Source organism: Streptomyces sp. NPDC001732, from assembly GCF_053596315.1.
On the sequence record NZ_JBSFFY010000020.1, the window covers coordinates 66,093 to 90,936 of the forward strand.

A 24,844-nucleotide genomic window follows, 5' to 3' on the forward strand; every position below is an offset into this window, starting at 1 on the left:
TCCCGGAAGAAGGCTCACAAGAGCCGAGCAGCGTCATGACCGTAACCGTCACAGCCAACTCGGTGATCAGCCGGACCGAAACGGAGCCTGTTGTCCTCCGCTTTTCCTACGACCGCCGACAGCCTTTCACCGTACTTCTGGACATGCCTGAACCCGCAGGCTCGGGCACCGCCCGATGGGCCTTCGCCCGAGAACTTCTCCAGGCGGGCCTTCACCGACGGTCCGGAGAGGGCGACGTGCGCATCTGGCCACCGTGCCACTGCGACAACAGGCCCGACGTACGGATCCTCCTAGGAGGAGGCATCGGCACGGTTCTCCTGGATGTTCCCGTTCAACCACTGCAGGAGTGGTTGGGATGCACATGGGAGGCGGTTCCGGCCGGGAAGGAGAACATGTGGATCAACTGGAACGTGATCCTGGAGAACCTCCTCTACGGCTGCTGAGTCTCCCGCCGGCAGGCAGCCCCTGCCGGCGGCTCCCCTCGATCAACCACGGTCCCGCTCTCGCCGGTGCGTCACTGCGCCCGCGGGGGCGGGGCCTTCGTGCTTCATAGCGCCGGCCTGCGCCTCCTCTGCCAGCCGCAGGACAAGAGTCACGTGCCTCGCAGCCGACCGGCAGAAATTTCTGCCTCTGTTGTGCCTGGGACCGACGCCTGCCGAGTGTTTGGCTGTTCCCAGAGAGCGAGAACCTGCAGGTCAGCGCCGGTAGACCGACCTGTCCTCACGAGATGCCGCCTGCCCGAGCGACGGAACGGTACTGCCGGCTTCGGCCCTGCCTGCTGAAGAGACACTGCCACTCCGCCGCCTCGCCTCAGTCCTTGAGACCTATCTCTGAGTGGAGGCCAGCTTGAACGTGGTATTGACGACCGACTCCGTGCCGGAACACGAGAAGGTGGCGTACTGGAACGAGGTGATGAGCAGAACGTTGGGGCCGATGACGGTGTCCCCCCAGAGTTCCGGCTCGTTCGACGGCAGGATCGCCACCCGCCGCATCGGATATCTCCAGGTCTCGACCGTGGAGGCCGACGCCAAGCGAGTCAGCCGTACACCCACGCTCATCACCCGGTCTTCTGAGGCGCTGGTGGCAGTGGGAGTCCAGATATCGGGCACGGCCACCTTCGTGCAGGGCGGCCGGACGACGGAGGTGAGCGAAGGGGACCTGGTGGTGTACGAGACGGGACGACCGTACTCCTTCGACTACCCGCAGCGGTTCACCACGCACGTCTTCCAGTTGCCCCGCCGCACCTTGACCGTGCCGGACAGCGACATCCGCCGGATCTCGGGCAACGCCATCCACACGAGCGGCGGCATCGAAGCGATACTCTTCCTCTTCCTGTCCGCGTTGGCCTCCTTGACCGGCAGTCATCCCCCGGTCATCGCGCACAGGCTGGCCGATGATTTCGTCGATCTGCTCAGCACTCTGATCGCCGAGCGGACACATCCGAGCGGCGCAGAACCGGACACCGCTTCCGGAGCCCTGCTACTGCGCGTCCATGAGCACATCGACCGCAACCTGGGTGACCCGGATCTGTCGCCGGAGAGCATCGCCCGAGCGCACGGCATGTCGGTGCGCTACCTCCACAAGCTGTTCGAAGGCGAGGAAACCACCGTCTGTCGGCTCATCCAACGACGGCGCTTGGAGGAATGCAGCCGGGAGCTGGCTCGTCGCGGCAGGGCAACTCCCAGTGTGTCGGCTGTCGCCAATCGATGGGGCTTCAACAGCCCCGCCCACTTCAGTCGGGTCTTCCGCGCCGCCTATGGTGTCCCCCCTCGTGAGTGGCGCGCGCTGCACACCGCCCGGGGCCAGATCCTCCCAGTACCCGTCGGCACGTCGACCCCGATGGCCGACGGCATGCGACGCCCCAGGACATCCCAGGCGGAGAGCACATGAGCGCCCTTCCTCCCCCGCCGCGCCCCCACGCCGTTCTCGACCGTCCCACCCAGGAATTCGTGAACCGGAACTCCGTCTCTTCAGCACCATGTCGGCCTGAGCCGCGTTCCGGGCAAGCGGACCCCGTTCTCGACGAAGGCGCTACATCCGCTCAGTGGTTCACGCTGCCTGGCGGGCCCACCGGGCACGTACGGGTGGAGGTGGTCAGGCCCGCCGACAACAGGGCTGGGGTGATGCCTGTCGTCCTGTTCCTACACGGCTTGGACTACGTCCTGGGGGAAGGTGGCACCGATACATCATCTCAGATTCATGTCGGGCACCTGGCTCGCATGTTCGCTCTCGGTACGGACGCGGCCGTCGTGCTCATCGACTATGCGCTCCCGCCCGCGGCTCCGTACCCGGTCGCCGTCGAGCAGTGCTACGCCGTTGCCAGATGGCTTTGTGAGAGGGGTCGTGAGATCGGGCTGGACGGAAGCCGGATGGCCGCCGTCGGTGATTCGGCGGGCGGGAACCTGGTGGCGGCGCTGACCCTGCTCGCGAAGGAACGGGGCGGGGTACGGTTGGTGCAACAAGTGCTGCTGTGTCCCGTCACGGACGCCGTTTTCGACACGCCTTCCTACCGGCAGTTCGCGGAGGGGTACTTCGTCGGCCGCGACACCATGCGCCGGTTCTGGGATCAGTACGTACCCGACGTGTGGCTGCGCGATCGGCCCACCGCATCGCCTCTACGAGCGACGCTGGAGCAGCTCACCGGTCTTCCGCCCGCTCTGGTGGTCACCAGTGAGGCCGATGTCGTCCGTGACGAGGGAGAGGCGTACTCGGCCAGGCTTCGTGTGGCCGGCGTGGAGGTGGTGTCTGTGCGGTACCACGGCACGATCCACGGCTTCATGGTGCTCGACCGGCTCCGTGACACGGCCTCCGCCCGCGCGGCGCTCGTCCAGACGCTCGACATCGTGCACGTCGCTCTACACAGCCGTCGCGACCGGAGCGACGGATCGTGACACACACCACGGCGACCGGGGCGGCTTCCCGAGGGAGCCGCCCCAGTCGCGCTGCCCGGGGTGGCGGTGTTCACCGGGCGAGCAGTGAGTCCAGCAGCTTCCGCGCGCCACTCACGACCGTACCGTCGGCCGCGTCGCCGAGTTTGATGACCTCGTCGAGGAAGCCGCGGGCTTCTTCCCTCTCTCCCAGCTCGACCAGGGCCTCCCCCATGCCCAGCAATGCGCTCGCCTGCATGTGGGGCATGCCGATGCTCCGGAACTGGGCCAGCGCGTCGCGGTGACAGTCCGCGGCGTCGCCCCATCGGCCCAGAAGGGCGTGGTCGAGGCCGAGGGCATACGTCGTGTGGGCACGCACCATGCCGGCCAGGTGCCCGTCGACCTCTCTGTCGGGGGCATCGAGGAAGGAGATGATGCGCCGGTGCTGTGTGTGCGCGTCCCTGACCCGCCCCAGGGAGCGCAGGCAGGACCCCAACGTCACCATGGCTCCCAGCCAGCCCTCCCGGTCGTCGATGTCTTCGTAGAGCTCCACGGAGGCTCGCGCCTTGTCGGCGGCCTCCTCCCCTTCCCCCAGTTTCCGGTGTGCGACCGCCGCGTGCGAGAGCGCGGACGCCTGTTGGGAGACGTCGCCGACGAGACGTGCGTGGTGCAGGCCCGCGTCGGCCCGTTCGACGGCCTCGCGATACCGGTGATCGCATTCGATCAGGGCCCAGGCATGCATGTTGAGGTGGAAGGCTCGTATGTCGGGGTCGTCGAGCGCCTCGGCGGAACGGCTGGACAGTTCGTAGACCTCCGACCAGTGCCCCCAGAACACCCACAGGTCGCAGAACCACTCCATGGCGTCGCCGACCTCCACGACGCGTACGTGTTCGTTCTTCTGCGCGGCGGCGCGCAACGACGCGAGCCAGGCGGGAGCCTCACTCTGCAGCCAGTCCCTGGCTTCCTCCGCGTTCTCCAGAGGAACGAGTCCCCGCCAGGAGGACGGCGGGGCGCCGTACTTGGGTTTGTACCAGCGGCCGGCGATGACGGCCGTCTCCAGCAGCCAGGTCCGAAGGCGGTCCTCTGCCGCTTCCCGCTCGCCGGACGCTTCCTCATGGGACAGACGAGCGCGAGCGAACAACCTCAACAGGTCATGCAGTTGGTAGCGGCCGTCAGAGGTGGCCTGAAGCAGCCCGGACTCGACCAGTTCCTCCATGACGTCCTCAGCCTCGAAGACATCGACTCCGGCAAGTGAGGCTCCGTACGCGGCGGTCATGTCCAGCCCCGGGACCAGACTCAGCAAGCGCATCATCCGAGCGGCCTCGGCCGACAGCTGCCGGTAGGACAGCTCGAACGCCGCCTCTACCCGTACGTCGCCCGCCGACAGGGCTTTCAACCGGCGTTCCTCGTCGGACAGGCGACACACCAGCCGTTCGACGCTCCAGGCCGACCTGACCGCGAGCCAGTTGCCTGCCACTCGAAGGGCCAGCGGTAGCCGTCCGCACATCTCTGCCACCCGGGCCAACGCGTCGGGCTCCGCGTTCGCCCGATCCCCGCCCAGGATCCGGCGAAGCAGCTCAACGGCTTCGCTCTGTTCCATCTCCGCCAGTGCCAGCCGGTCGACGTCTTCCAGCCCGGACAGCGGGCGGCGGCTGGTGACAAGGACCAGACTGCGCCCGGCCGCCGGCAGCAAGGGACGGACCTGTCCCTCGTCGCGGGCGTTGTCCAGCACCACGAGACAACGCCGCTCACCCAGCAACGCGCGCAGCAAGCCGGCGTGCCCGGCCGCGTCCTCCTGTCTCAGCCGACGATCCGTCACCCCCAGGGCCTTCAGCAGCTTCACCAGCGCATCGCCCGGGTCCACGGCCCCGTCGACGCCGTTGAGGTCCACCACGAAGCGCCCGTCGGGAAACCTTTCTGCCAGGTCCGACGCTGCTTTGAACGCCAATGTCGTCTTCCCGCACCCCGGCGGCCCTGAGATCACCGCCACCGATGCACCCTCACTGGCACCGGTCCGTTCTGCCGCCTCCTTCAACCAGGCCAGCTGAGGCGTACGACCGGTGAAGTCCCTCATCGACCGCAGCGGTACCGCCGTACCCGCGATCGCCACCGCACGCGTGGTACGACCCGCTCGGCTCGCAGCCAGGAGGCGCCCCCGTTCCGCCTCTCCGAGCCCCAGCCCCTCTGCCAGCGCCATCACCGTGCGCCGTTGGGGTACGAGGCTTTGCCCCCGCTCCATATTGCTGATCGCCCGGACGCTCACACCCGATGCCTCGGACAAGTTCTCTATCGTCAAATGAGCCTGCTGACGCAGAGCCCGCAGGACCCCCCCAAAGGGCTTCTCTTCGGACATCTCTCCCTCGCTGTTCGTCTTGGACCAGAGGGTATGCCCACGTCCCGTGTGGTGCGGGCGCCACTGCCGGTGGCCACCGGCACGACAGGCCGAGAGGTCCACGGGCGGGCTCCTGAGTGAGAGCGGATCCGGCGCGTAGCCGAGACGGCGAACGCGTCGCTGTCGGTGGCGGTGCCGAGGAACAGCAGTCCGACCGTTCTGACCAGCATCTTTCGAGCATGGCATGCTGTGTCTGTCGAATTGTGCACTCCTGTGCATTGCCTTTTCAGCCGCAGAGGACTATGTGGACCGCTTCCAGCAGCCATCGGTGTCGTCCCGGATCGGTGGTGTCCGGTCACCGATACGAGGTCGGGACGAGGAGTTGGCCTTCCTCGATGGGCGTTTCACCGCACTGACACGAGGACACGGCGGCATCGTGTGCGTGGAAGGGCCTCCTGGCAGCGGGAAGAGCCGCCTCTTGGCGGAGGCACAGAGCATGGCCATGCGCCGCGGGCTGAAGCTGTTCCAGGGAGGCGCGGATCCCGACGGGCAGTTCGTCCCCTTGGGCCCGCTGCTGGACGGACTGCTCATGGGGCCGGGCACCCTGTTCGACGTGGACAGGTTGCGGAATCTCGCGTCTGCTCCCGAGCAGCGGTTCTGGCTGCTGCAGGAACTGCAGGACCGGTTGGAGCAGGCAGCGCTCGACACCCCCTTGGTCGTCGCGCTGGACGACATCCAGTGGCTGGACGACGTCACGCTCCTCGCCCTGCGCACGCTGTCGGTACGCCTGTCGTCCCACGCGATCCTGTGGCTTCTGGCGGTACGCAGCAATTCCGGAGCCCCAGGTGTTCACGCGACCCTGGACCGGCTCTCGCAGCTCGGCGCCCACCGGCTGGAACTGGGTCCCCTCGCGGACACCGCAGTCGCGGAGATCACCCGGGACATCCTGGGTGCCGCCCCCGACTCCGGGACACTGAAGGCTGCCGGGAGGGCTGAGGGGGTACCCCTGCTCCTGGTCGAATTGCTGCGCAGCATGCGTGACGAGCACACCGTGGCCATAGACGGCGACATCGCTCGGTTGTCGGGCGAGGATCTGCCCGCCCGGTTCCAGGCATCCGTACGGCTCGGCCTCGACCGACTCGCGCCGTCCACGCGTGAAGTCGTGCAGACCGCATCGGCGGTCGGCCGAACCGTCACCATCGGTCTCCTGGCCGAGCTGCTGGGCAAGCCGACGGCAGCGCTGATAACGCCGGTGCAGGAGGCGCTCGACTCCCATCTCTTCGTCGAACGCGACGATCGACTGCTGTTCCGGCACGACCTGATCCGTGAGGCCGTCGAAAGCGGCCTTCCAGTGGCTGTACGCCGGGCCCTGCGGCGTCATGCCGCCGATGTCCTGCTGGAACGAGGAGCTCCGGTGACGGAGGCAGCCGCTCTGCTGGTGGACACTGCGGAAGCCGGTGACCATCGGGCGGTGGAACTGCTGAGGGCCGCCGCGGCGGAGCTGTCCGCCTCCGCACCGTCTTCGGCTCAGCGACTCAGCCGCCGGGCGCTGGAGCTGACCGGTGACTCCGCACCCGAACGTCCGGCGGTCGTCGCCGAGACGATGCTCCTGCTGTGGCAGACGGGCCAGGCGTCACAGGCCCGAGCGCTTGCCGCCACCGTACTGCCCGGGGGCATGCAGCCGGAGGTCGAGGCACAGGTGCGGCTCGGCCTGGCGCGGGTCTCCAGCCAGTACGACTTCACCGAAGCCGCCGACCAGGCACGCGTCGGGGCCGCTCTTCCTGGTATCTCCCCTGGTCTGCGGGCGCAGCTCCTGGGGCTGTGGTGCCTCAACCTGTCCATGATCGGTGACATCCAGGCGACCGCACGGGCCGTCGCCGTCGCGCTGGAGGCCGCCACCCAGGCCGACGACAAGGCGGCCCAGGCCACCGCGCTCGCCGTCGACTCCGTCGTGCGGTTCTACCGATGGGACTGGCGGCAGGCGTTCGAGCTGGCCGACCAGGCCGCGTCCCTGGCGGCCGGGGTGGGGTTCGCCCATTCCTTGTGGGTCCCCGAGGCCCTTTGGAAGGCCTTCCTGTTCATCGCGGCGGGAAACACCGCCGAGGCGCTCGCCGAGTCCGAAGCGGGCATCCGCGAGACCCAGAAACACGGACAGGCCGCCGCCATGGGTCTGTGGATGAGCAACCGGTCCCGGGCGCTATTGGACGCCGGCCTCCTCATGGACGCACGGGCGGAGGCCGAGGCCACCGCGGCGCTGGCGGATGAGATGGGCATGGGCAATTTTGCCGACGCGACGGCCCTGTACACCCTGTTGCGGGTCGCCCTGCACACGAACGACCGAGAAGCCGTCAAGACCTACGCCGCCGAAGTGAAGCGCATGCTCGGCGACCCGGCTGTCCTCATCCGCAACGTCGGATCCTGGCTTCTCGCCCTGATCGCGGATGACGAGGGCCGCCCCGAACAAGCCATGGAACTTCTCGACGAGTCGTTCAGCACGTTCGGTCTGGAGGGACCCTCTCTGGCCAGCCCGGATGATCCGGCCGACGCACCTGTCTTCGTTCGCATGGCGCTTCGGGCCGGCGCGGTGGAACGGGCCGCCGCGGCGGTGTCGATCGCTGAATGCCGGGCGGCCGGCAATCCCGATTTCCCGATTCTCGAAGCCGCCGCCGCCCATGCACGAGGACTGCTCGACAACGACCTCGGGCAGTTCCTGCGCGCCGTCGACCTGTACGAAGGCATCCCTCGACTGCTTCCGCGGGCCTCCGCGCTCGAAGACGCGGGCCGGAAGCTGGCCCTACGCCGGACGCCCGAAGCCGTGCCACACCTGGATGCCGCACTCAACCTGTACGTCGAAGCCGGCGCCGAGCGGGACGCCTCGCGTGTACGCCGACAGCTGCGCGCCATGGGAGCACCGCGCCGACGCACCTCGTCCAAGAAGTCCGCTACGGTCTGGCCGGAACTGACCGCTTCGGAGGTCGCGGTCATCGATCTGGTGGCGCAAGGAATGACCAATCGGGATGCCGCCGGGCGGCTGGGACTGTCACCGCACACGATCAGCTCGCATCTGCGGCATGCGTTCGCCAAGCTCGGCATCACCTCCCGGGTCGAACTGACAGACCTGGCTCGAGCGCGCCACCACAGAGAGTAATCGCTCCACATCCCACGCCTTCCTTCGAGATCTCCCGTCATCGTGTGATGCGCCGACGCACGGTTCCCGATCAGGATCTCAAGGAAGGAAGGGGAACGACACTCATGACCTCTGGCGCTACGCCCCACAGCGGCGTCCGCGGGGCTGCCCGATCCGCCGCATCGGTTCCTGATCAGCAAGGACGGACCCACTGGCGTCGAACCATGTCCCAGGCGTGGGGGGCGGTGGACGTCTCCGTGCCCACCGACACACACATCGACAGCGTTCGCACTGTCCCACTCGGTCGGCTTCGGGTGGTGACCGTCGAAGGTGACGGCATGACCGTACGGCGAACGCATCGCCGTACGGCAGGAGGAGACGGGGACGGGTTCGTCATCCTCAATCTCCTGGACACCGGAGTCGCCCGGGTCGAACAGGACGGGAGGGAAGCGCAGGTTCACCCCAGTGACATCTTCATTTACGAGACTACTCGTCCCGTTCGGGTTGATTTTTCTCGTTTCTTCCGCGTGAAATCCTTGGTGCTGCCCCACGAAGAGCTTCGGCGACGTGGGTCCGCAGTGGCCCGGATCACGGCGGCACCCTTCGGTCCCGACACCTCGCTTGGGCGACTGCTCTCTCCGTTCATCACCAGGCTCGTGGACAGTGCGGAGACCTTTCTCCCGACCACGGGCGAGCTGATGGCCCGCAACATGGTGAACCTGCTCGGGGCGCTGGTCGACGAGTCACTCGGCAGGGCCGACGAACAGGCGCAGGGGAAGGACTGGACCCTGATGCCGAGGATCCAGGCATTCATCGAGGAGCACCTCTCGGATCCAGCACTCTCCCCTGCACGCATCGCGCAGGCCCACCACGTCTCCCTGCGCTATCTGTACAAGATGTTCCAGGCCGAGGGCATCACCGTGAGTCGATGGATCCTGCAGCGGCGTCTGGAGGCCTGCCGACGCGACCTGCTGCACCACCAGACGAGGGACCTCACGATCGCCGCGGTGGCGCATCAGCGCGGTTTCGCCAGTGCCGCTCACTTCAGCAGGACATTCCGAACCGTCTACGGCATGTCCCCCAGCGAATGGCGCGCGTCTCAGCAAGCCCCCGGGCCCGCGCTACCTCGACACCGTGAGCTCCGCGAGACCCGCGCTGGAGTCACGGCCGTCAAGCAGGCCGTCCCATCCGGCGACAGCCCCTGTTCGTCCTCCTCGAGGAGCACCCCTTGATCACTCCGCCGACCGCCATGCTCGTCCATGGTGCCTTCACGGATGCCACCAGTTGGTCCGGCGTCATCACGGAGCTGCAGAACCACGGCATCCCGGTGGTGGCACCTCCGAATCCGCTGCGGGGCCTGGAGTCCGACGCCGCTTCATCGCCTCCCAGGCAGTGCAGATCGATGACCGGGTCGTCCTGGTCGGCCACTCCTACGGCGGAGCGGTCATTTCCATGGCGGGCACCGCGGACAACGTCGTCGGACTCGTCTGCATAGCCGCCTATGTCCCCGAAGAGGGTGAGAGCCTCGATGAACTGCAAGGCCGTTTCCCGCTGCCGCCCCTGGCGAGCAGTCTTCAGGGGAAGACGTACCCGGTCGACGACGGGCAGACTGCCGTAGAGGTCACCATCGAGGCGGAGGCGTTCCCGGTCGTCTACGCCGCAGACGTACCGCTTTCGACCACCAAGGTCCTCGCTACGACGCAACGTCCCTTGGCCGCCTCCTCGTTCACCCAGAGGGCTTCCGCTGTGGCATGGAAGAGCAAGCCTTCCTGGGCGCTCGTGGCCGGCGCGGACGCAGCGATCAACCCGGAAGTGGAGTGCTTCGGTGCCGAACGCGCCGGAGCCGTGGTCATCGAGGTCGACGACGCTTCTCACGCCGTGCTCCTCTCCCGACCTGTGGAAGTCGCCGAGTTCATCCGCGATGCCGTACGCGCCACCACCTGATGTCGCCGAATGCCGTGGCAGATGCGTTCAGGAGCCCGTCGACGACGAACTCATCCCTTCTCCTGTCCCCTTACGATGCAGCGGGGTGGTCGTCTTCACAGCAAGCGGAGCGCTGTGTGAGCAGGAGCGAGTGATGGATCTGCGGCAGATGGAAGTCATCGTCGCGGTGGCCGACGCGGGTGGCTTCACGGCAGCGGCGCGGCGACTGCACGTGGTGCAGTCCGCGGTGTCCGGCACGGTGCGGTCCCTCGAACGCGAATTGGGCACTCCGCTCTTCGACCGCACCACCCACCGCGTGACCCTGACGGCGGCGGGCGAAGCTTTCGTCCCAGCGGCCAAGGCTGCCCTCCGGGCCGCCGAGCAGGCCCGGGAAGCGGTCGACGCCGTCAAGGGACAGCTCCGCGGGCGCGTCATCGTCGGCACAATGCAAGGTGTATGGGCGGGGCTGCACCATGCTCTGTCGGCGCTGCGAGCGGAGCACCCGGGGGTAGTGGTCCAACTACGGCAGGCAGCGGTCGCCGACATCCGTCAGGCGCTGCGCGACGGCACAGTCGACCTAGCGGTCGTGGCGCTCGACCGGCAGCAGCAGCGCGGTCTGACGACGCACTTGTTGTCCCGGGAGGACATGGTGCTGGTGGCATCATCCCGCCGGGATCTTCCGGAGGCGACGGCGAGCGGTGAAGTCGACCTCGACGACATCGCCCGGTTGCCCCTGGTCGACTTCTCACCGGGCTGGGCCATCCGATACGCGGTGGACCGGGCCTTCCGGGCCGCAGGCGTCGAACGCGCCACGACGTTCGAGGTGAACGACATCGTCGCGGCAGCCGAGCTGGTCCGGAACGATCTGGGCGTCTGCATCATGCCCAGGTCGATCGCCGATCGCTTCGGCGACCTGCGCCAGTACCCGTTCCACCGGCACGCCCCGAGCTGGAAGGTCATGGTGGCACGGCCTCCCGGCGAGGCGCCTCCAGCAGTCGCGGCCCTGCTGAAGCACATCACCTGAGAACCACAGAGCGGCGAGTCGCTCAGCGCCACGCTCTCCGGACGGACCGCCGGCCGGCCTCCCCACTCGGGCCGGCCCTTCGACCTCCAGCCCTGACCTGGGATTATGTTATTTTTTAGCCATTAGTGAGGGCTTGTTCTCGCTCCGCGAAGGCGAACCTGAGCGAGGCCGGGGCGGTTCAATCGTCCGCGCCCGAGCCGCGGACGGTTTCGCGGGGCGACTTTGGACGGGAACATGTTGTACGGGCGTGATGACGAGCTGCGGTTCCTGTCCGACTTCCTCTCCCGCTGCTTCGACGGCGCAGGAAGCGCCCTGCTGCTGCGTGGCGAGGCCGGCATCGGAAAAACCGCCTTTCTCGGCGCCGCGCGGGAAGCCGCCGTCGCGGGCGGCGGACGTGTCCTGTCGGCGGTCGGCGTGCAGTCCGAGGCCTCCGTTCCCTACGCCGGCCTTCATCAGTTGCTCAACCCGGTCCTGCTCGACCATGCTCCGTCTCTGCTGCCGGCCCAGCGGCAGGCGCTGTTTGCGGCCTTCGGTATGAACGACGGCACCGCGCCTCAGATGTTCTCCGTCGGGCTGGCCGCGCTGGAGCTGCTCAGCAGCCTCGCTGACAGCACCCCCGTCCTTCTGCTGATAGATGACGCACAGTGGGTCGACCGGCCGAGCAGCGAGGTGCTCGCCTTCGTCGCCCGCCGGCTCGAAGGGGACCGGACCGCCCTGCTCATGGCCGTGCGTGAGGGCCACGATACGGTGTTGAACGACGCCGGCATGGCCGAGATGCAGCTCCACCAGCTGGACGACGATGCGGCGTCGGCACTTCTCCAGGCACGTACGCCGGACCTCGACCAGTCCGTCCGCCGGCGGGTCCTGGACGAGGCCGCCGGCAATCCGCTGGCGCTGGTCGAGCTGCCAGCAGCGCTGCACGCGGACGGAAGCATCCCGGCGTCGCCGCTGCCCTGGCTTCCGACCACCCGCCGCTTGGAGCGGTCCTTCCTCTCACGCTCCTCGGAACTTCCCGACCTCACTCAGACCGTTCTGCTGACCGCCGCCGCAGATGATGGCGGCGACCTCGCCGAAATCCTCGAAGCCGCGTCGATCCTGACCGGCACCGGCCTCTCGGTCGATTCCCTGGAACCCGCTGTCGAGGCGGGGCTGCTCCAGATCCATGGGCACCATGTGAACTTCCGGCACCCCCTGGTCCGCTCCGCCGTCTACCACGCCGCCAATGCCTCCGCACGACTGAGCGCGCACGCCGCACTGGCGAAGGCACTGGCCGGACACCACGAACGCAGGGCCTGGCACCGTGCGGCCGCCACTCCCGGGCTGGACGACGACGTGGCGCTCGACCTCGAACAAGCCGCCCTCAGGGCGCTGACCCGAGGTGCCCCGCGCGCCGCGGCCGAAGCACTACGGCAGGCGGCTCTCCGCAGTCGCCCTGAGACTCTCAAGGGCCGGCTCCTGCTGCGCTCGGCAGAGATCAATTTCGAGCTCGGCGAGGTCACCGCGGCGCGTCAACAGCTGACCGAGGCGAGGGCTGCCGAACTCCAACCCGAGGAAAGACTTCGCCTCACCCTGTGGACCGAGGCACTCAACGAGGAGAGCTGGTTCAGCCCCGAGCGGGTACGGGCCTTCGCCGACGTCGCGGACCAGTTGGCCGCCGCCGACACCGAGGGGGCCGCTCTCGCGCTCAAGGCGCTGTGGCCCCTGTCCATCGGGTGCTGGTACGGCAACCCTGCGGAGGAGACTCGTGGTCTCTTCGTCAAGGCGGCGCGGCGGCTGCAGCGGCACGACAGGGAGCCGATGGCCCTCGCCGTCGCCGCCTGTGCCGACCCGGTCGGGGAAGCGGCCTGGGTCATCGACAGGACGGCCGGGATCGCTCCAGGGGTCGTGAACGACCCTGCCGAGCAACACGCGCTGGGAGCTTCACTCACCGCGATCTGGGGATTCGACCTTTCCTGGCCCTACCTGAGTGCCGCCATCGACGGCCTGCGGCAGCAGGGACGTCTGGGGCTGCTCGGCGAGGCCCTGGCGTCCCAGGCATGGGCGGCCATCCCGCTCGGCAAGCACCGTCTGGCACGAGCCGCAGCAGACGAGTCCCGGCGCTTGTCCCGAGACACCGGCCGGCCTCGCTGGGCATACGTCTCCGATCTGGCTCTTGCCACGCTGGAGAGCGAGCGCGGAGAGTTCGACAGGGCGGACGAGCTCATCCGGACAACCGAGGCGGAACTGCTCTCCGTGGGAGCACAGTCGATCCTCGGTTTCGCCCAGGTCGCCAGAGGGCGCTACGCCATGGTGAAGAAGCAGTACAACGACGCGTACGAACAGTTGGCGCGGGTACTGGATCCGGGCGACATCACTTATCACCCGTTTGTGGGGTACTGGGGCATCGCGGACCTCATTGAGGCGGCGGTCCGTACCGACCGCATTGACGAAGCAAGACACCACCACGCACAGCTCAGCGCGTTGGCCGAGAAGACGACCGCCCCGTTCCTGAGGGCCATGGCCATCTGCACACACCCCCTGGTTGTCGGCGATGATCAGGCGGAGCTTCTCTACCGGCAGGCCCTCGACGACCGTCTGCTGATCAACTGGCCTTTTCACCGAGCGCAGTTGCTGCTGGCCTACGGCCGGTGGCTGCGCCGCCAACGCCGCATCCTGGAGGCCCGACGACCGCTGCGGGCGGCTGTGGAGAGCTTTGACGCCCTGGGCGTCACCGCGTTCGCCCAGGATGCACGGTCCGAGTTGCGCGCGGCCGGCGAAGCCGTCCGCAGACCGACACCGTCCACGGCCGACAACCTCACCCCACAGGAACTGCAGATCGCCAGAATGACGGCGACAGGGATGACCAACCGCGAGATCGGAACCCGTCTGTTCATCTCTCACAGGACCGTGGGCCAGCACCTGCGCCGCATCTTCCAGAAGCTCGACATCACCTCCCGTGGGCAGCTTCACCTGGCCGATCTCGGCGGTGAATAGACCCGTCGCTCCCACCCGGCGGCACCTTGGGTGTGCCCCTCGCTCTCTCGTGCCCACACGGCCCGGGCACCGTGAGGTCACGTCTGTCCAGGCGCGGATCAGTAGTCCCGCCCAGCGGCGTAAAGAGCGGCACGCAGAGTGTCGGCGGCCAGCGTGACGGCCGTCTCGGCCGCGTGGGTCTCGCGAAGGGCGTCAAGCATCACGAAGTCGTGGATGACGCCTGTGAATCGCACGGCGACGACGGGGACACCGGCCTTGCGCAGCTTGCCTGCATAGGCCTCGCCCTCGTCACGCAGGACATCGGCCTCAGCGGTGATGATCAGGGCCGGGGGCAGCCCGGTGAGCTGTTCCGTAGCAGCGCGCAGGGGGGAGGCGGTGATCTGGGCGCGCTCGGCTTCGTCGGTGGTGTATTGGTCCCAGAACCACTGCATGCCGTCACGACGCAGGAAGTAGCCGGTGGCGAACTGGTGGTAGGAGCCGGTGTCGAAGGAGGCGTCGGTCACCGGGTAGAACAGCAGTTGATGCACCAGAGGGACGTCGCCGCGCTCGTTGGCCATCAGCGTCAGCGCAATGGCCATGTTGCCGCCGACCGAGTCGCCGGCGACAGCGATGCGGGTGCCGTCCAGTCCCTTCGTCGCGCCCTGTTGGACCACCCACTGGGCGACCGCGTAATTCTGCTCGATCGCGATCGGATAGCCGGCCTCGGGCGAGAGGGAGTACTCGGGGAAGACCACGGCGGCCTCGACGCCGACGGCCAGTTCACGTACCAGGCGGTCATGCGTGTGGGCATTGCCGAACACCCATCCCGCGCCGTGGATGTAGAGGATCACGGGGAGGGGGTTCTCGGCGTAGGAAGGCTTCACTATTCGTGCGCGGACGCTGCCCGTCGGCCCCCCGGGCACAGTGATCCACTCCTCGTCGATCACGGCCTTGGCGATCTTGCTGTTCTGCATCTCGTCGAGAGCCTTACGCCCTTCCACCGGAGGCAGGTCGGACAGGTAGGGCGGATCGGCCGTGGCTTCCGCGAAAGCGGCTGCCGCCGGTTCGAGCACCGGCTGGACCGGCTCGACGGCACCAGACATGCGGGTTTCTCCCTTGATGAATGCGAACTGCCGGTCGCTCCGGCAACGCGGCGCCGGACACCAGAAGGGCGCCAGAAGGCACTCTTCGTCACGCTATGCCGCCGGACACGGAACACTTGCCCAGGAGTGCACACCGTTGTTCTCACAGTGCAAAGGCGCGCGCCTGCGAGACTCTGCTGAGACGATCCGGGTCAGCAGGGATCACCGCACTCTCCGGCGCCCAAGACACTCCGTGGCAACAGCAGGTCAGGGGACGACAGAGCCTGCCATTTGCTGGGTGTCATGCCGTAGGCGGCCCGGAAGGTGCGGCTGAAGTGCGCCGAGCTGGCGAAACCCCAGCGGTGCGCCACCGCTGCAACCGTGATGCGCCGGTTGGGCGTCCGGCTCAGGTCGTGCCTGCAGGAGTCCAGCCTGCGCTGCAGCACCCACTGACCCACCGTGGTGCCGTCGTACTGGAAAAGCTTGTGCAGGTAGCGGACCGAGATGTGGTTGGCACGCGCGATCGATCGTGGGGAGAGATCCGGATCCGCGAGATGTTTCTCGATGTACTTCCGGACCTGCGCGAGCATCTCGACACGTGCCTGCGTCGCCCCCGGAGCACCCCCCTGCGGTTCCACCTGGAGAAGTTCCATGACGAGGACGACGAGGAGATCCACGGCGGTGCGGGTGAGCTGGTGGACGACCTTTGCCCCATGCCCCTCCACGCCGACGGCCAGCGCGGCCAAGAAGTCCGACACCAGCGCGCCCAAACCCTCACCGCCTTGCACGGTCATTCCCGTGACGCGGTCCCAGTCCGCTTCCGACAGTGCCAGGTGGCGACGGGGCAAGCGGAAGAAGGTCATCTGGCAATCTTCGGCGAATCGTGGGGAGCGTTCCCGGCCTGGTTCACAGAAGACGAGGTCGCCGGCCCGCAGGGGAACTTCGTCCCCGTTCCGGGTGATCAGCACCGAGTCGGCCGCCGCCAGCGCCAAGAGGAAGAATTCTTCGTCCCTGAGGGTGGGCAGGGGAGAGACGGTGTGGATCCGCCCGGACAGCGTGGTCATGGAACATCTCCGCTCGTTCGGGACCGCGGCCCAGCGGGCTTACCCATCCGTCAATTGCTGATGTAGCCATGCCAGGCTCTTGAGGAAGCCCTTCACGAACCGGAGGGACAATGGGGACGGGTTTGCGGTGATTCCCAGGGTCAGGACAAGCCGCCACAAGCGGCCTCATGCCCTTCAATGTGGCAGGCGACCGGTCTCCCGGGCATGCGTCACTTGACCGTCGATATGACTACGCATGCCCGGCAGGCTTTCGGAAACCTGCTGGCCGGAGCCCCAGCGGACCGACCGCCCCTCCTGGACTGCCGTCGGAGGACGGTCGCCTCTCGTCACTGTCACCGTCTTTGGTGATGGGCGCCTTTGTCTCGGGCCTCCGGTGAGCCGTGGGCGCTCGGGGACGACTCACCTCCCGATTCCAGCCGCCCCCGCGACACGTGATCCTGCGCTCGCACACACGACGTTACGGGGTCGTGGTGGCCCGTGCCGCAGTTGTCGGCTCCCTGCGCTCGGTACTCCAGTAGAGGAGAGCCGCAACCGGAAGCGCGGCGCCGAGGACGGTCAAGGCGGTCCAACCGCCGGCGTGGTAGACGAGGGAGCCGAACTGGGACCCGACCGCGCCGCCGATGAAGAACATGGCGATGAAGGCGCTGTTGAGGCGTGCGCGGGCGGCAGGGTCCAGCTGATAGACGGTGTGCTGGCCGAGAATCAGAGTGGCTTGGACGGCGACGTCGACAAGGATCGCTGCCAGAGCGAGCAGGACGACGCTGTGTCCACCGAAGCCTGCGAGGGCGAAGGCTGCGGCGGCCACCACGAAGGCGGCGCCTGTCATCGGGCGTACGAGCCCCCGGTCGGCCCAGTGGCCGGCGAACGGGGCGACGGCCGCGCCGGCCGCGCCGACGAGGGCGAACACACCGACTCCCACCGGGGAGTAGTGGAAACGGGGGCCTGTCAGGACGAAGGAGACCGTGGTCCAGAACGCGCTGAAGGCGCCGAACATGGCGGCCTGGTAGAGACCACGGCGCACGAGCGCCGGGTGCCTGCGCACCAGCTGGAAGGTGGAACGCAGCACGTGGTGGTAGGGAAGCGTCGTGGTGGGCGCGTGCTGCGGCAGGGCCGCACGCAGAGCCATGGCAAGCACAGCCATCAAGGCCGCGGATCCCAGGAAGACGACGCGCCAACCGGCGAGGTCCGAGACGAGACTGCTCAGCGTGCGGGAGAGCAGGATGCCCGTGAGCAAGCCGCTCATCACTCGGCCGACGACTCGGCCTCGGGCATGGTCGGGAGCCAGGCCGGCGGCGAAGGGCACGAGCACCTGCGCTACGACCGACGTGGCGCCGCTGACGAGCGATGCGATCAGAAGCATGGGGAAGGAGGTGGCCAGCCCTGCCGCCAGGAGGGAGAGAGTCGTGACGATCAGCAGAATGGTGATCAGGTTGCGCTTCTCCAGCCGGTCACCGAGCGGGACCAGGAAGAGCATGCCTATCACGTAGCCGACCTGCGTGAGGGTGATCAGGGAGCCTACCGTCGCCGTGCTGGTGCCGAACACGTCAGTCAGCGTGGACAGCAACGGCTGGGCGTAGTAGAGGTTGGCGACCGTCATGCCGGAGGCGACGGCAAGGAGTGCGACCAGCCAGCCTGGCACGGTCTGAGGTGCTTCGGTGGCCTGGGGCGGGATCGGATACCGGGCGTCGCTGGATGCGGACATGTGCACCTTCTGGGGAAAGAGCCGAGACCGGCTCGGGCGGAAGCTCAGTGCAGTGGTCGGCAGCTTCTTCGGTGCCGTCACGCAGGCGTCAGCGCCGGCCCGCGCCTCGGTCTTCCCCATCGGTGACGATGATCCGTGACATCAGTCATCTCGAGGAGAGATGACCGTATGCCGTCCTCATCCGGCGCCCGGACAGCCTGGCGGTCTCCGCACAAGGCTTGAGGGTGCATGCGCACGGGTCACGGGCGCGTCGCGATGAAGTGGCGCCGACCCCGAAGTCTGACTTCGCCGATCGGCTGGACGAACCGACCCTGGTACGCGGCGACGCCGCCTGCTGTGCGCAGGCGGCGTCGCCGGGCCGGCTCGGGATCGGGTTCTGCAGCTCACATCGGGGCGAACCAAGGGTGCTGATCGAGGAGACCGTCGGCTCGAGGCCGGACCCGTCCGGGAGGGAAGGTCCGCAGCCTCGGACTTGAGGCCGGTTCGGTCAGGCGATCGCTCTGCTTCACCGTAGCCGTGGGGTCACTCGCCGTTTCCTGCTCTGAAGGGACTCACCTGGGGCACCGACGCCTTGCCCGTGTTGGAGACTTCGCCACCAGTCCAGCGGACTGAGATCCATTCCGTTTCGTCGGGCGGTGTGATGCGCAGGGCTTCTGGGGTCACGGTGGTGACACCGGTGAGGGCAGGGTTGGCGTGCGTCATCGTCGCCCAGGCACTGGCACCGGGAGTGAGGATCACGGTGCTCCGCTCCTTGCCGGTCCCCCGTTCAGGATCCGGTGTGACCGCTTCGCCTTTGCCGTTGACGAACGCCAGTCCGGGGAAGCCGTGGATCGTGCAGGATCGGCGGGAGGCGTTGGTCAGGACGACGGCGAAATTCGACTGACCGGCCCCAGGGTGGTTGGGGCCGATGGACGCCCTCAGCTCGGAGGTGTGGCAACGGCTGCTTGCAGGGGATGAGGCGGGCCCCGCTGTCGCCGTACCGGCACCATCGGCCGGGGCCGGGGATGGTTCGGTGGAGGGGCTGGCCCCGCCATCGTGAACGGACGCCGGAACGGAAGGGCTCACCGTATGCGGCGAGGTGCTGGCCGGGGGTGGGCTGTCTCCCGCCGTGTCATCCGTGTTCTGGCTTGTGCAGCCGGCCGCCAAGGCGCCTCCGAGGAGAACGCCGCAGAGGAGAAGTCGGTGTGTCATTTTGCCTTCCGAAATCGGTGATGCCGCAGCAGGCAACCGTGCTGTCCGGCAATCAGGTGCTTCCCAAGCTCCTGCCGGAGCTTGGGTCGCCACATCAGTGATCTGTCCAGAGCCGGTGGCCTGCGGGGGCGTCAGTCGAAGCGAAGGTCGGACAGCTGACGCTCGAGCGCGGTGACGTCGTCCTCAGGCGCCTCCCTCGCCGGGCGGGCGGCCATCAGCACGGCGAGCTCAGCGGCCGCCCTGCGTATGCGGCCGGGCAGACCGTCGGTGTACTCGTCGCCGCCGGATCCCCAGTCCTCCGAGGCCGCGTAGACCGCGGTGGGCACCACGGCCGCCCTCAGGTAGGCGAAGAGCGGGCGCAGGGCGTGGTCCAGGACCAGGGAATGACGGGCCGTCCCTCCGGTCGCCGCGATGACGACCGGTTTGCCCGTCAGGGCTTCGGGGTCGATCAGGTCGAAGAAGGACTTGAACAGTCCGCTGTAGGAGGCGGTGAAGACGGGGGTCACGGCGATCAGGCCGTCCGCTCCCGTGACCGCGTCGATGGCCGCGGCAAGTGACGGAGCGGGAAAGCCGGTCACGAGGTTGTTGGCGACGGCGACGGCGAGCTCGCGGAGCTCGATGACCTGCACCTCCACCGCGAGGCCCTGAGCAACAAAGTCCTCTCGTACGGACTCGGCGAGACGGTCGGCGAGCAGGCGCGTGGAGGACGGAGTGCTCAGCCCCGCGGAAACGGCGACCAGCTTCACGCTCCAACCCCTTCCTTCGCGGCGCGCAGGGACGCGTGGGTGGGGGCGTCGGGGACATCGGCCGGACGGCCGACGGCGAACTCCTTGCGCAGCACGGGCACCACTTCCTCGCCAAGGATGTCGAGCTGCTCCAGGACGGTCTTCAAAGGCAGGCCGGCGTGGTCCATCAGGAAGAGCTGTCGCTGGTAGTCGCCGACCGTCTCCCGGAAGGACAGGGTCCGCTCGATCACCTGCTGGGGAGAACCGACCGTCAGCGGCGTCTGCTCGGTGAACTCCTCCAGCGACGGGCCGTGCCCGTACACCGGGGCGTTGTCGAAGTAGGGCCGGAACTCCCGTACGGCGTCCTGGGAGTTCCTCCGCATGAAGACCTGTCCTCCCAGGCCGACGATCGCGTCCTCCGGTCGGCCGTGGCCGTGGACGGCGTACCTCCGGCGGTACAGCTGGACCATCCGCCGCGTGTGATCGGCCGGCCAGAAGATGTTGTTGTGGAAGAACCCGTCACCGTAGAAAGCGGCCTGTTCGGCGATCTCGGGGGAACGGATGGAGCCGTGCCAGACGAACGGCGGGACGCCGTCGAGCGGACGCGGGGTGGACGTGAAACCCTGCAGCGGGGTGCGGAACGTGCCCTCCCAGTCCACGACGTCCTCGCGCCACAGTCGGCGCAGCAGAGCGTAGTTCTCCTTGGCGAGGTCGATGCCCTGGCGGATGTCCTGGCCGAACCACGGGTAGACCGGTCCGGTGTTGCCGCGCCCCATCATCAGGTCCACACGGCCGTCGGCCACGTGCTGGAGCATCGCGTAGTCCTCGGCGATCTTCACCGGGTCGTTGGTGGTGATGAGCGTCGTGGCGGTGGAAAGGATCAGCTTCTCGGTGCGCGCGGCGATGTAGCCGAGCATCGTGGTGGGCGAGGAGGGAACGAACGGGGGATTGTGGTGCTCGCCGGTCGCGAACACGTCCAGGCCGACTTCCTCCGCCTTCAGAGCGATCGCGATCATCGCCTTGATGCGCTCCCGCTCGGAAGGGGTGCGCCCGGTCGTCGGGTCGGGGGTCACGTCCCCCACAGAAAAGACTCCGAACTGCATATATGCCTCTTTGTAAGTGAATATTTACTGTTCCCCGAAATGTAGGCGCCCTCTGGTTGGCCCTCGTGCTCCTGAGCGCAGGAGGTATTGCCTCTCAGCGCCCGGCGCCACCGTGGCCGGAGCCTGCGACGGCAAAGCGAACTGCCCGCCGGGATGACCGGACGGGCAGTGGTCGTGTACGGGCCCTCGCCTCTCCTTCGAGCAGGCGAGGGCCCGTACGAATTACTTCCGCAGGAAGGCGAGGAGGGCCGTGTTGACCTCTTCGGCGTGGGTCCACAGCAGGCCGTGCGGGGCGCCCTCGATCTCGACGTAGTCGGCGGACGGAAGGGCCTTGTGGAAGGGGCGCGCGGTGCCCTCGGCGGGCAGGATGCGGTCGGCGGTGCCGTGCAGGATCAGGGCCGGCACGTCGACGGCGGGGATGTCGGCGCGGAAGTCGGTGTACCAGGTCGCCGGCGCGGCGGAGGCGGCGAAGGAGCCGCCGCGGGCCGCGGTGTCCCAGCTGTTGCGGACGGCCTCCTCGCTGATGCGGGTGCCCAGGTTCTCGTCGAGGTTGTAGAAGTCGTTGAAGAAGGCGGTGTAGTAGGCGTAGCGGTCGGCCTTGACGGCGGCGACGACTCCGTCGAAGAACTCCTTCGGGGCGACGCCGTCCGGGTTGTCGTCGGTCTTGAGCAGGCAGGGCTCCAGCGAGGCGAGGAAGGCGACCTTGGCGACGCGGGCGGAGCCGTACGTGGCGACGTAGCGGGCGACCTCGCCGGTGCCCATGGAGAAGCCGACGAGGACGGCGTCGTTCAGGTCGAGGGTCTCCATCACCGTGTTCAGGTCGGCAGCGAAGGTGTCGTAGTCGTAGCCGGTGGTCGGCTGGGAGGACTGCCCGAAGCCGCGGCGGTCGTACGTGATCACGCGGTAACCGGCCTCCAGGAGGGCGGCGGCCTGCCGCTCCCAGGAACGGCCGTCGAGCGGGAAACCGTGGATAAGGACGACCGGCTGCCCGGTGCCGTGGTCCTCGTAGTAGAGGTCGACGGCGGTGGTGTTCTCCTGGCCCACGGTGATGAACGGCATCTGCTGGTACCTCGTTTCGGAATGTCTCTCAGCTAACTCCGTCACGCTATGCCGGACATGACTCCGCCGTTTGCCGCGCAGCGCACCCCTTCTTGCCCACGGGTGCAGCGGCTGCGGCGTGTCGGGATGGAGAAGGACATCGAAGACAGGCCTGGGGGGCGCAGAGACGATGCGGTCGAATGCCTCAAGGACGGCCGGCGAGCAGCCCTGCTCCGCCTCGTGCAGCCTCGGCGTGTTCACGAGCGCGGCCACCGTCCGATGCTGGGGCACCGCCCGCCACCCCCGCTACAGATCTCCGATCCCGCGGACACTCTCCCCGGACATTCCCGCCGGCACCTCCAGCGTCAGCGACGCACCCAGGCGCAACCGCAGCAACACACCGAAGCCCTCACCACCTGCCTCGGCCACCCGACCCATCCGGCCCCTCGTACTGTCCGCACCTGTCAACCCGGGCATGACCGGCCCCAGGGCGCCGATCGCCCGGAGTCTCTGCCGGCCATGAGCACCCAGGAACGTCCAACACATCCGCGACCAAGGACAAAGGGTTCTTCGCGGCACTCCCCAAAGCCCTACGGGACAAGCACGTGCGGATCTCCGGCACGTCAGCAGGAGTCCCTCGAGGTTCCGCGCCGACAAGACCGGGGGCGGTGCCGCACTCTCCGCACACCTCATGGTGCTCAGTGCACCTCGTTCGCTGCCCGTCCCGGCATCAGCCGCCATCCGGCCCGCGCCAGCCTTTTGGTCCCCAACCGGTCCCCAAAAACGATCTTGAGGCCGTATCGGATGCTTCCGATACGGCCTCTGACCTGCGTATTCGCAAGTCGGGACGACAGGATTTGAACCTGCGACCCCTTGACCCCCAGTCAAGTGCGCTACCAAGCTGCGCCACGTCCCGATGCCCGTCTGACCTGGGGTTTCCCCTGGCTGAACGCGCATGAGAACAATACCGCACTCGGGCGGGTGGTCACGAACGCCTTTACCGCTTGACCTCAACCAAGCTTGATGTTCAACGCTGGTCCCATGACGAACACGACCGCTGCACCGGCACCCGACCACCGCGACTTGAACCGCCTGATGGGGCTGATGACCGGGGACGAGAAGCACGGACCCGCCGCGACGTCCACGCTGGACGTGCTGTGGGTGCTGTACGACCGGGTACTGCGGGTGACGCCCGACAGCGTCGACGCCCCCGGCCGCGACCGGTTCCTGCTGTCGAAGGGGCACGGGCCGATGGCGTACTACGCCGTCCTGGCCGCGCACGGCTTCTTCGGCGAGGAGCTGCTGGCGGGGTTCGGGGCGTACGACTCCCCGCTCGGGCACCACCCGGACCGGATGCTGGTGCCGGGGGCGGAGATCGGCAGCGGGTCGCTGGGGCACGGGCTGCCGCTGGCCGTGGGGAGTGTGCTCGGGCTGCGGGCCCAGGGGCTCGCCGATCCCCGGGTGTGGGTGCTGATCGGCGACGCCGAGCTGGACGAGGGCAGCAACCACGAGGCGATCGCCTACGCCGGCCCGGCCGGGCTGGAGCAGCTGCACACCGTGGTGATCGACAACGCGTCCTCGTCCCACGGCAGGCCGGGCGGGATCGCGGCCCGATTCGAGGCCGCGGGCTGGTCGGTCGACTCCGTGGACGGCCGGGACCACGAGGCGCTGTACACGGCCTTCACCGCGCCGCACCCCGGTCGGCCGCGGGCCGTGGTCGCCCGCGTCGACCCGAAGAACTGACGGCACCGGCCCCACCGGAACAGCGATGCAGGAGAGGGACACTTCACATGGACACGATGCGTGACCGCTTCATCTCGACCACGTCACAGTTGCTGGACGAGGACCCGCGTCTGGCCCTGGTGCTGGCCGAGATCAGCCGCGACGGCTTCGCACGGGCCGAGCGGGCCCATCCGGACCGGGTCGTCAACGTCGGCATCCGGGAACAGCTGCTGATCGGGGCGGGTGCCGGAATGGCGCTCACCGGTCTGCGGCCGATCGTGCACACCTTCGCCAGTTTCCTGGTGGAGCGGCCGTTCGAGCAGGTCAAGCTGGACTTCGGCCACCAGGGGGTGGGCGGGGTGCTGGTGAGCGCGGGGGCCTCGTACGACTGGCCGGCCGGCGGTTTCACCCACATGGCGCCGGGCGACGTCGCCCTCATGGACACCCTGGACGGCTGGACGGTCCAGGTGCCGGGCCACCCCGACGAGGCCGAGGCGCTGCTGCGGGAGGCCGCGGCCGGGGACGACCGGGTGTACGTGCGGCTGTCGCTGCAGTCGAACGCCGCGGCGCGACCGGTCGGCGCGGGGACCGGGTTCACCGCGGTGCGGGAGGGGACGGGCGGGGTGGTGGTCGCGGTCGGGCCGATGCTCGACAACGTGCTCGCGGCGACCGAGGGGCTGGACGTGACCGTGCTGTACGCGGCCACGGTGCGCCCGTTCGACGGGGCCGGGCTGCGCCGGGCGGTCGGCGGGCAGGGGGCCGCCGACGTGGTGGTCGTGGAGCCGTACCTGGCGGGCACGTCCACGACCGCGGCCAACGACGCCCTCGCCGAGGTGGCGCACCGGGTGCTGGGGCTCGGCGTGGGGAGGGCGGAGCTGCGCAGGTACGGCCGGATGGACGAGCACCTCGCCGCCCACGGTCTGGACCCGCGGGGGCTGCGCGAGCGGATCGGCACGTTCCTCCGCCGCTGAGCCGGGCAACGACGGCCGTCC

General features: G+C 68.2%; 18 protein-coding genes and 1 tRNA gene. 10 read left to right on the forward strand and 9 right to left on the reverse strand.

All coding sequences use genetic code 11. The features are described 5' to 3' along the window. Positions 1-35: 35 nt before the first annotated feature. From ACWCXX_RS20685 to ACWCXX_RS20695, 3 genes are all read left to right on the forward strand, one after another. Positions 36-443 (forward strand): SsgA family sporulation/cell division regulator, encoded by a 408-nt coding sequence (locus ACWCXX_RS20685; protein WP_451129221.1) that lies wholly within the window; start codon positions 36-38, stop codon positions 441-443. Between the two features lie 403 nt (positions 444-846). After that, a complete protein-coding gene (locus ACWCXX_RS20690; RefSeq protein WP_451129223.1) occupies positions 847-1,890 on the forward strand; it encodes an AraC-like ligand-binding domain-containing protein in 1,044 nt (347 codons plus the stop codon). Between the two features lie 233 nt (positions 1,891-2,123). Next, entirely contained in the window at positions 2,124-2,891 is a 768-nt protein-coding gene (locus tag ACWCXX_RS20695) for an alpha/beta hydrolase (protein WP_451129225.1), read from the forward strand. A 70-nt stretch (positions 2,892-2,961) separates the two neighbouring features. Here the strand turns inward: ACWCXX_RS20695 and ACWCXX_RS20700 are convergent, their stop codons facing one another. Continuing rightward, a complete protein-coding gene (locus ACWCXX_RS20700; protein ID WP_451129227.1) occupies positions 2,962-5,220 on the reverse strand; it encodes an ATP-binding protein in 2,259 nt (752 codons plus the stop codon). A gap of 223 nt (positions 5,221-5,443) precedes the next feature. Here ACWCXX_RS20700 and ACWCXX_RS20705 point away from each other — a divergent pair, with 223 nt between their 5' ends. The 5 genes from ACWCXX_RS20705 to ACWCXX_RS20725 all read left to right on the forward strand — a co-directional run bounded on the left by ACWCXX_RS20705 (position 5,444) and on the right by ACWCXX_RS20725 (position 14,246). After that, positions 5,444-8,347 (forward strand): helix-turn-helix transcriptional regulator, encoded by a 2,904-nt coding sequence (locus tag ACWCXX_RS20705; RefSeq protein WP_451129229.1) that lies wholly within the window; start codon positions 5,444-5,446, stop codon positions 8,345-8,347. Positions 8,348-8,451: 104 nt separating this feature from the next. Beyond that, on the forward strand, positions 8,452-9,558 hold the full coding sequence (locus ACWCXX_RS20710; protein WP_451129300.1) for a helix-turn-helix domain-containing protein: 1,107 nt from the start codon (positions 8,452-8,454) through the stop codon (positions 9,556-9,558). After that, positions 9,461-10,270 carry an alpha/beta hydrolase gene (locus tag ACWCXX_RS20715; RefSeq protein ID WP_451129231.1) on the forward strand — a complete coding sequence of 270 codons (810 nt, stop codon included), beginning with the start codon at positions 9,461-9,463 and terminating at the stop codon, positions 10,268-10,270. The genes ACWCXX_RS20710 and ACWCXX_RS20715 overlap by 98 nt, the downstream gene beginning before the upstream one ends. Positions 10,271-10,403: 133 nt before the next feature. After that, entirely contained in the window at positions 10,404-11,273 is an 870-nt protein-coding gene (locus tag ACWCXX_RS20720) for a LysR family transcriptional regulator (protein WP_451129233.1), read from the forward strand. Between the two features lie 234 nt (positions 11,274-11,507). After that, positions 11,508-14,246, forward strand: a complete 2,739-nt coding sequence (locus ACWCXX_RS20725; RefSeq protein WP_451129235.1) for a helix-turn-helix transcriptional regulator — start codon at positions 11,508-11,510, stop codon at positions 14,244-14,246. A gap of 98 nt (positions 14,247-14,344) precedes the next feature. Here the strand turns inward: ACWCXX_RS20725 and ACWCXX_RS20730 are convergent, their stop codons facing one another. The 8 genes from ACWCXX_RS20730 to ACWCXX_RS20765 all read right to left on the reverse strand — a co-directional run bounded on the left by ACWCXX_RS20730 (position 14,345) and on the right by ACWCXX_RS20765 (position 23,046). Continuing rightward, a complete protein-coding gene (locus ACWCXX_RS20730) occupies positions 14,345-15,328 on the reverse strand; it encodes an alpha/beta hydrolase (RefSeq protein WP_451129237.1) in 984 nt (327 codons plus the stop codon). A gap of 191 nt (positions 15,329-15,519) precedes the next feature. Continuing rightward, positions 15,520-16,371, reverse strand: coding sequence for a helix-turn-helix domain-containing protein (locus ACWCXX_RS20735; protein ID WP_451129239.1), 852 nt, complete (start codon positions 16,369-16,371; stop codon positions 15,520-15,522). A gap of 457 nt (positions 16,372-16,828) precedes the next feature. Next, positions 16,829-18,010, reverse strand: coding sequence for an MFS transporter (locus tag ACWCXX_RS20740; protein ID WP_451129302.1), 1,182 nt, complete (start codon positions 18,008-18,010; stop codon positions 16,829-16,831). Between the two features lie 585 nt (positions 18,011-18,595). Next, positions 18,596-19,264, reverse strand: coding sequence for a DUF4232 domain-containing protein (locus ACWCXX_RS20745; RefSeq protein ID WP_451129304.1), 669 nt, complete (start codon positions 19,262-19,264; stop codon positions 18,596-18,598). Between the two features lie 131 nt (positions 19,265-19,395). Further along, entirely contained in the window at positions 19,396-20,010 is a 615-nt protein-coding gene (locus ACWCXX_RS20750) for an FMN reductase (RefSeq protein WP_451129241.1), read from the reverse strand. Then, entirely contained in the window at positions 20,007-21,092 is a 1,086-nt protein-coding gene (locus tag ACWCXX_RS20755; protein ID WP_451129243.1) for an LLM class flavin-dependent oxidoreductase, read from the reverse strand. The genes ACWCXX_RS20750 and ACWCXX_RS20755 overlap by 4 nt, the downstream gene beginning before the upstream one ends. A gap of 222 nt (positions 21,093-21,314) precedes the next feature. Beyond that, on the reverse strand, positions 21,315-22,151 hold the full coding sequence (locus ACWCXX_RS20760; RefSeq protein ID WP_451129245.1) for an alpha/beta fold hydrolase: 837 nt from the start codon (positions 22,149-22,151) through the stop codon (positions 21,315-21,317). Positions 22,152-22,972: 821 nt separating this feature from the next. Further along, positions 22,973-23,046, reverse strand: a tRNA-Pro gene (locus ACWCXX_RS20765). Between the two features lie 125 nt (positions 23,047-23,171). Here ACWCXX_RS20765 and ACWCXX_RS20770 point away from each other — a divergent pair. Beyond that, positions 23,172-23,873 (forward strand): transketolase, encoded by a 702-nt coding sequence (locus ACWCXX_RS20770; RefSeq protein WP_451129247.1) that lies wholly within the window; start codon positions 23,172-23,174, stop codon positions 23,871-23,873. 47 nt (positions 23,874-23,920) lie between these two features. Continuing rightward, entirely contained in the window at positions 23,921-24,823 is a 903-nt protein-coding gene (locus ACWCXX_RS20775) for a transketolase family protein (RefSeq protein WP_451129249.1), read from the forward strand. Positions 24,824-24,844: the final 21 nt, after the last annotated feature.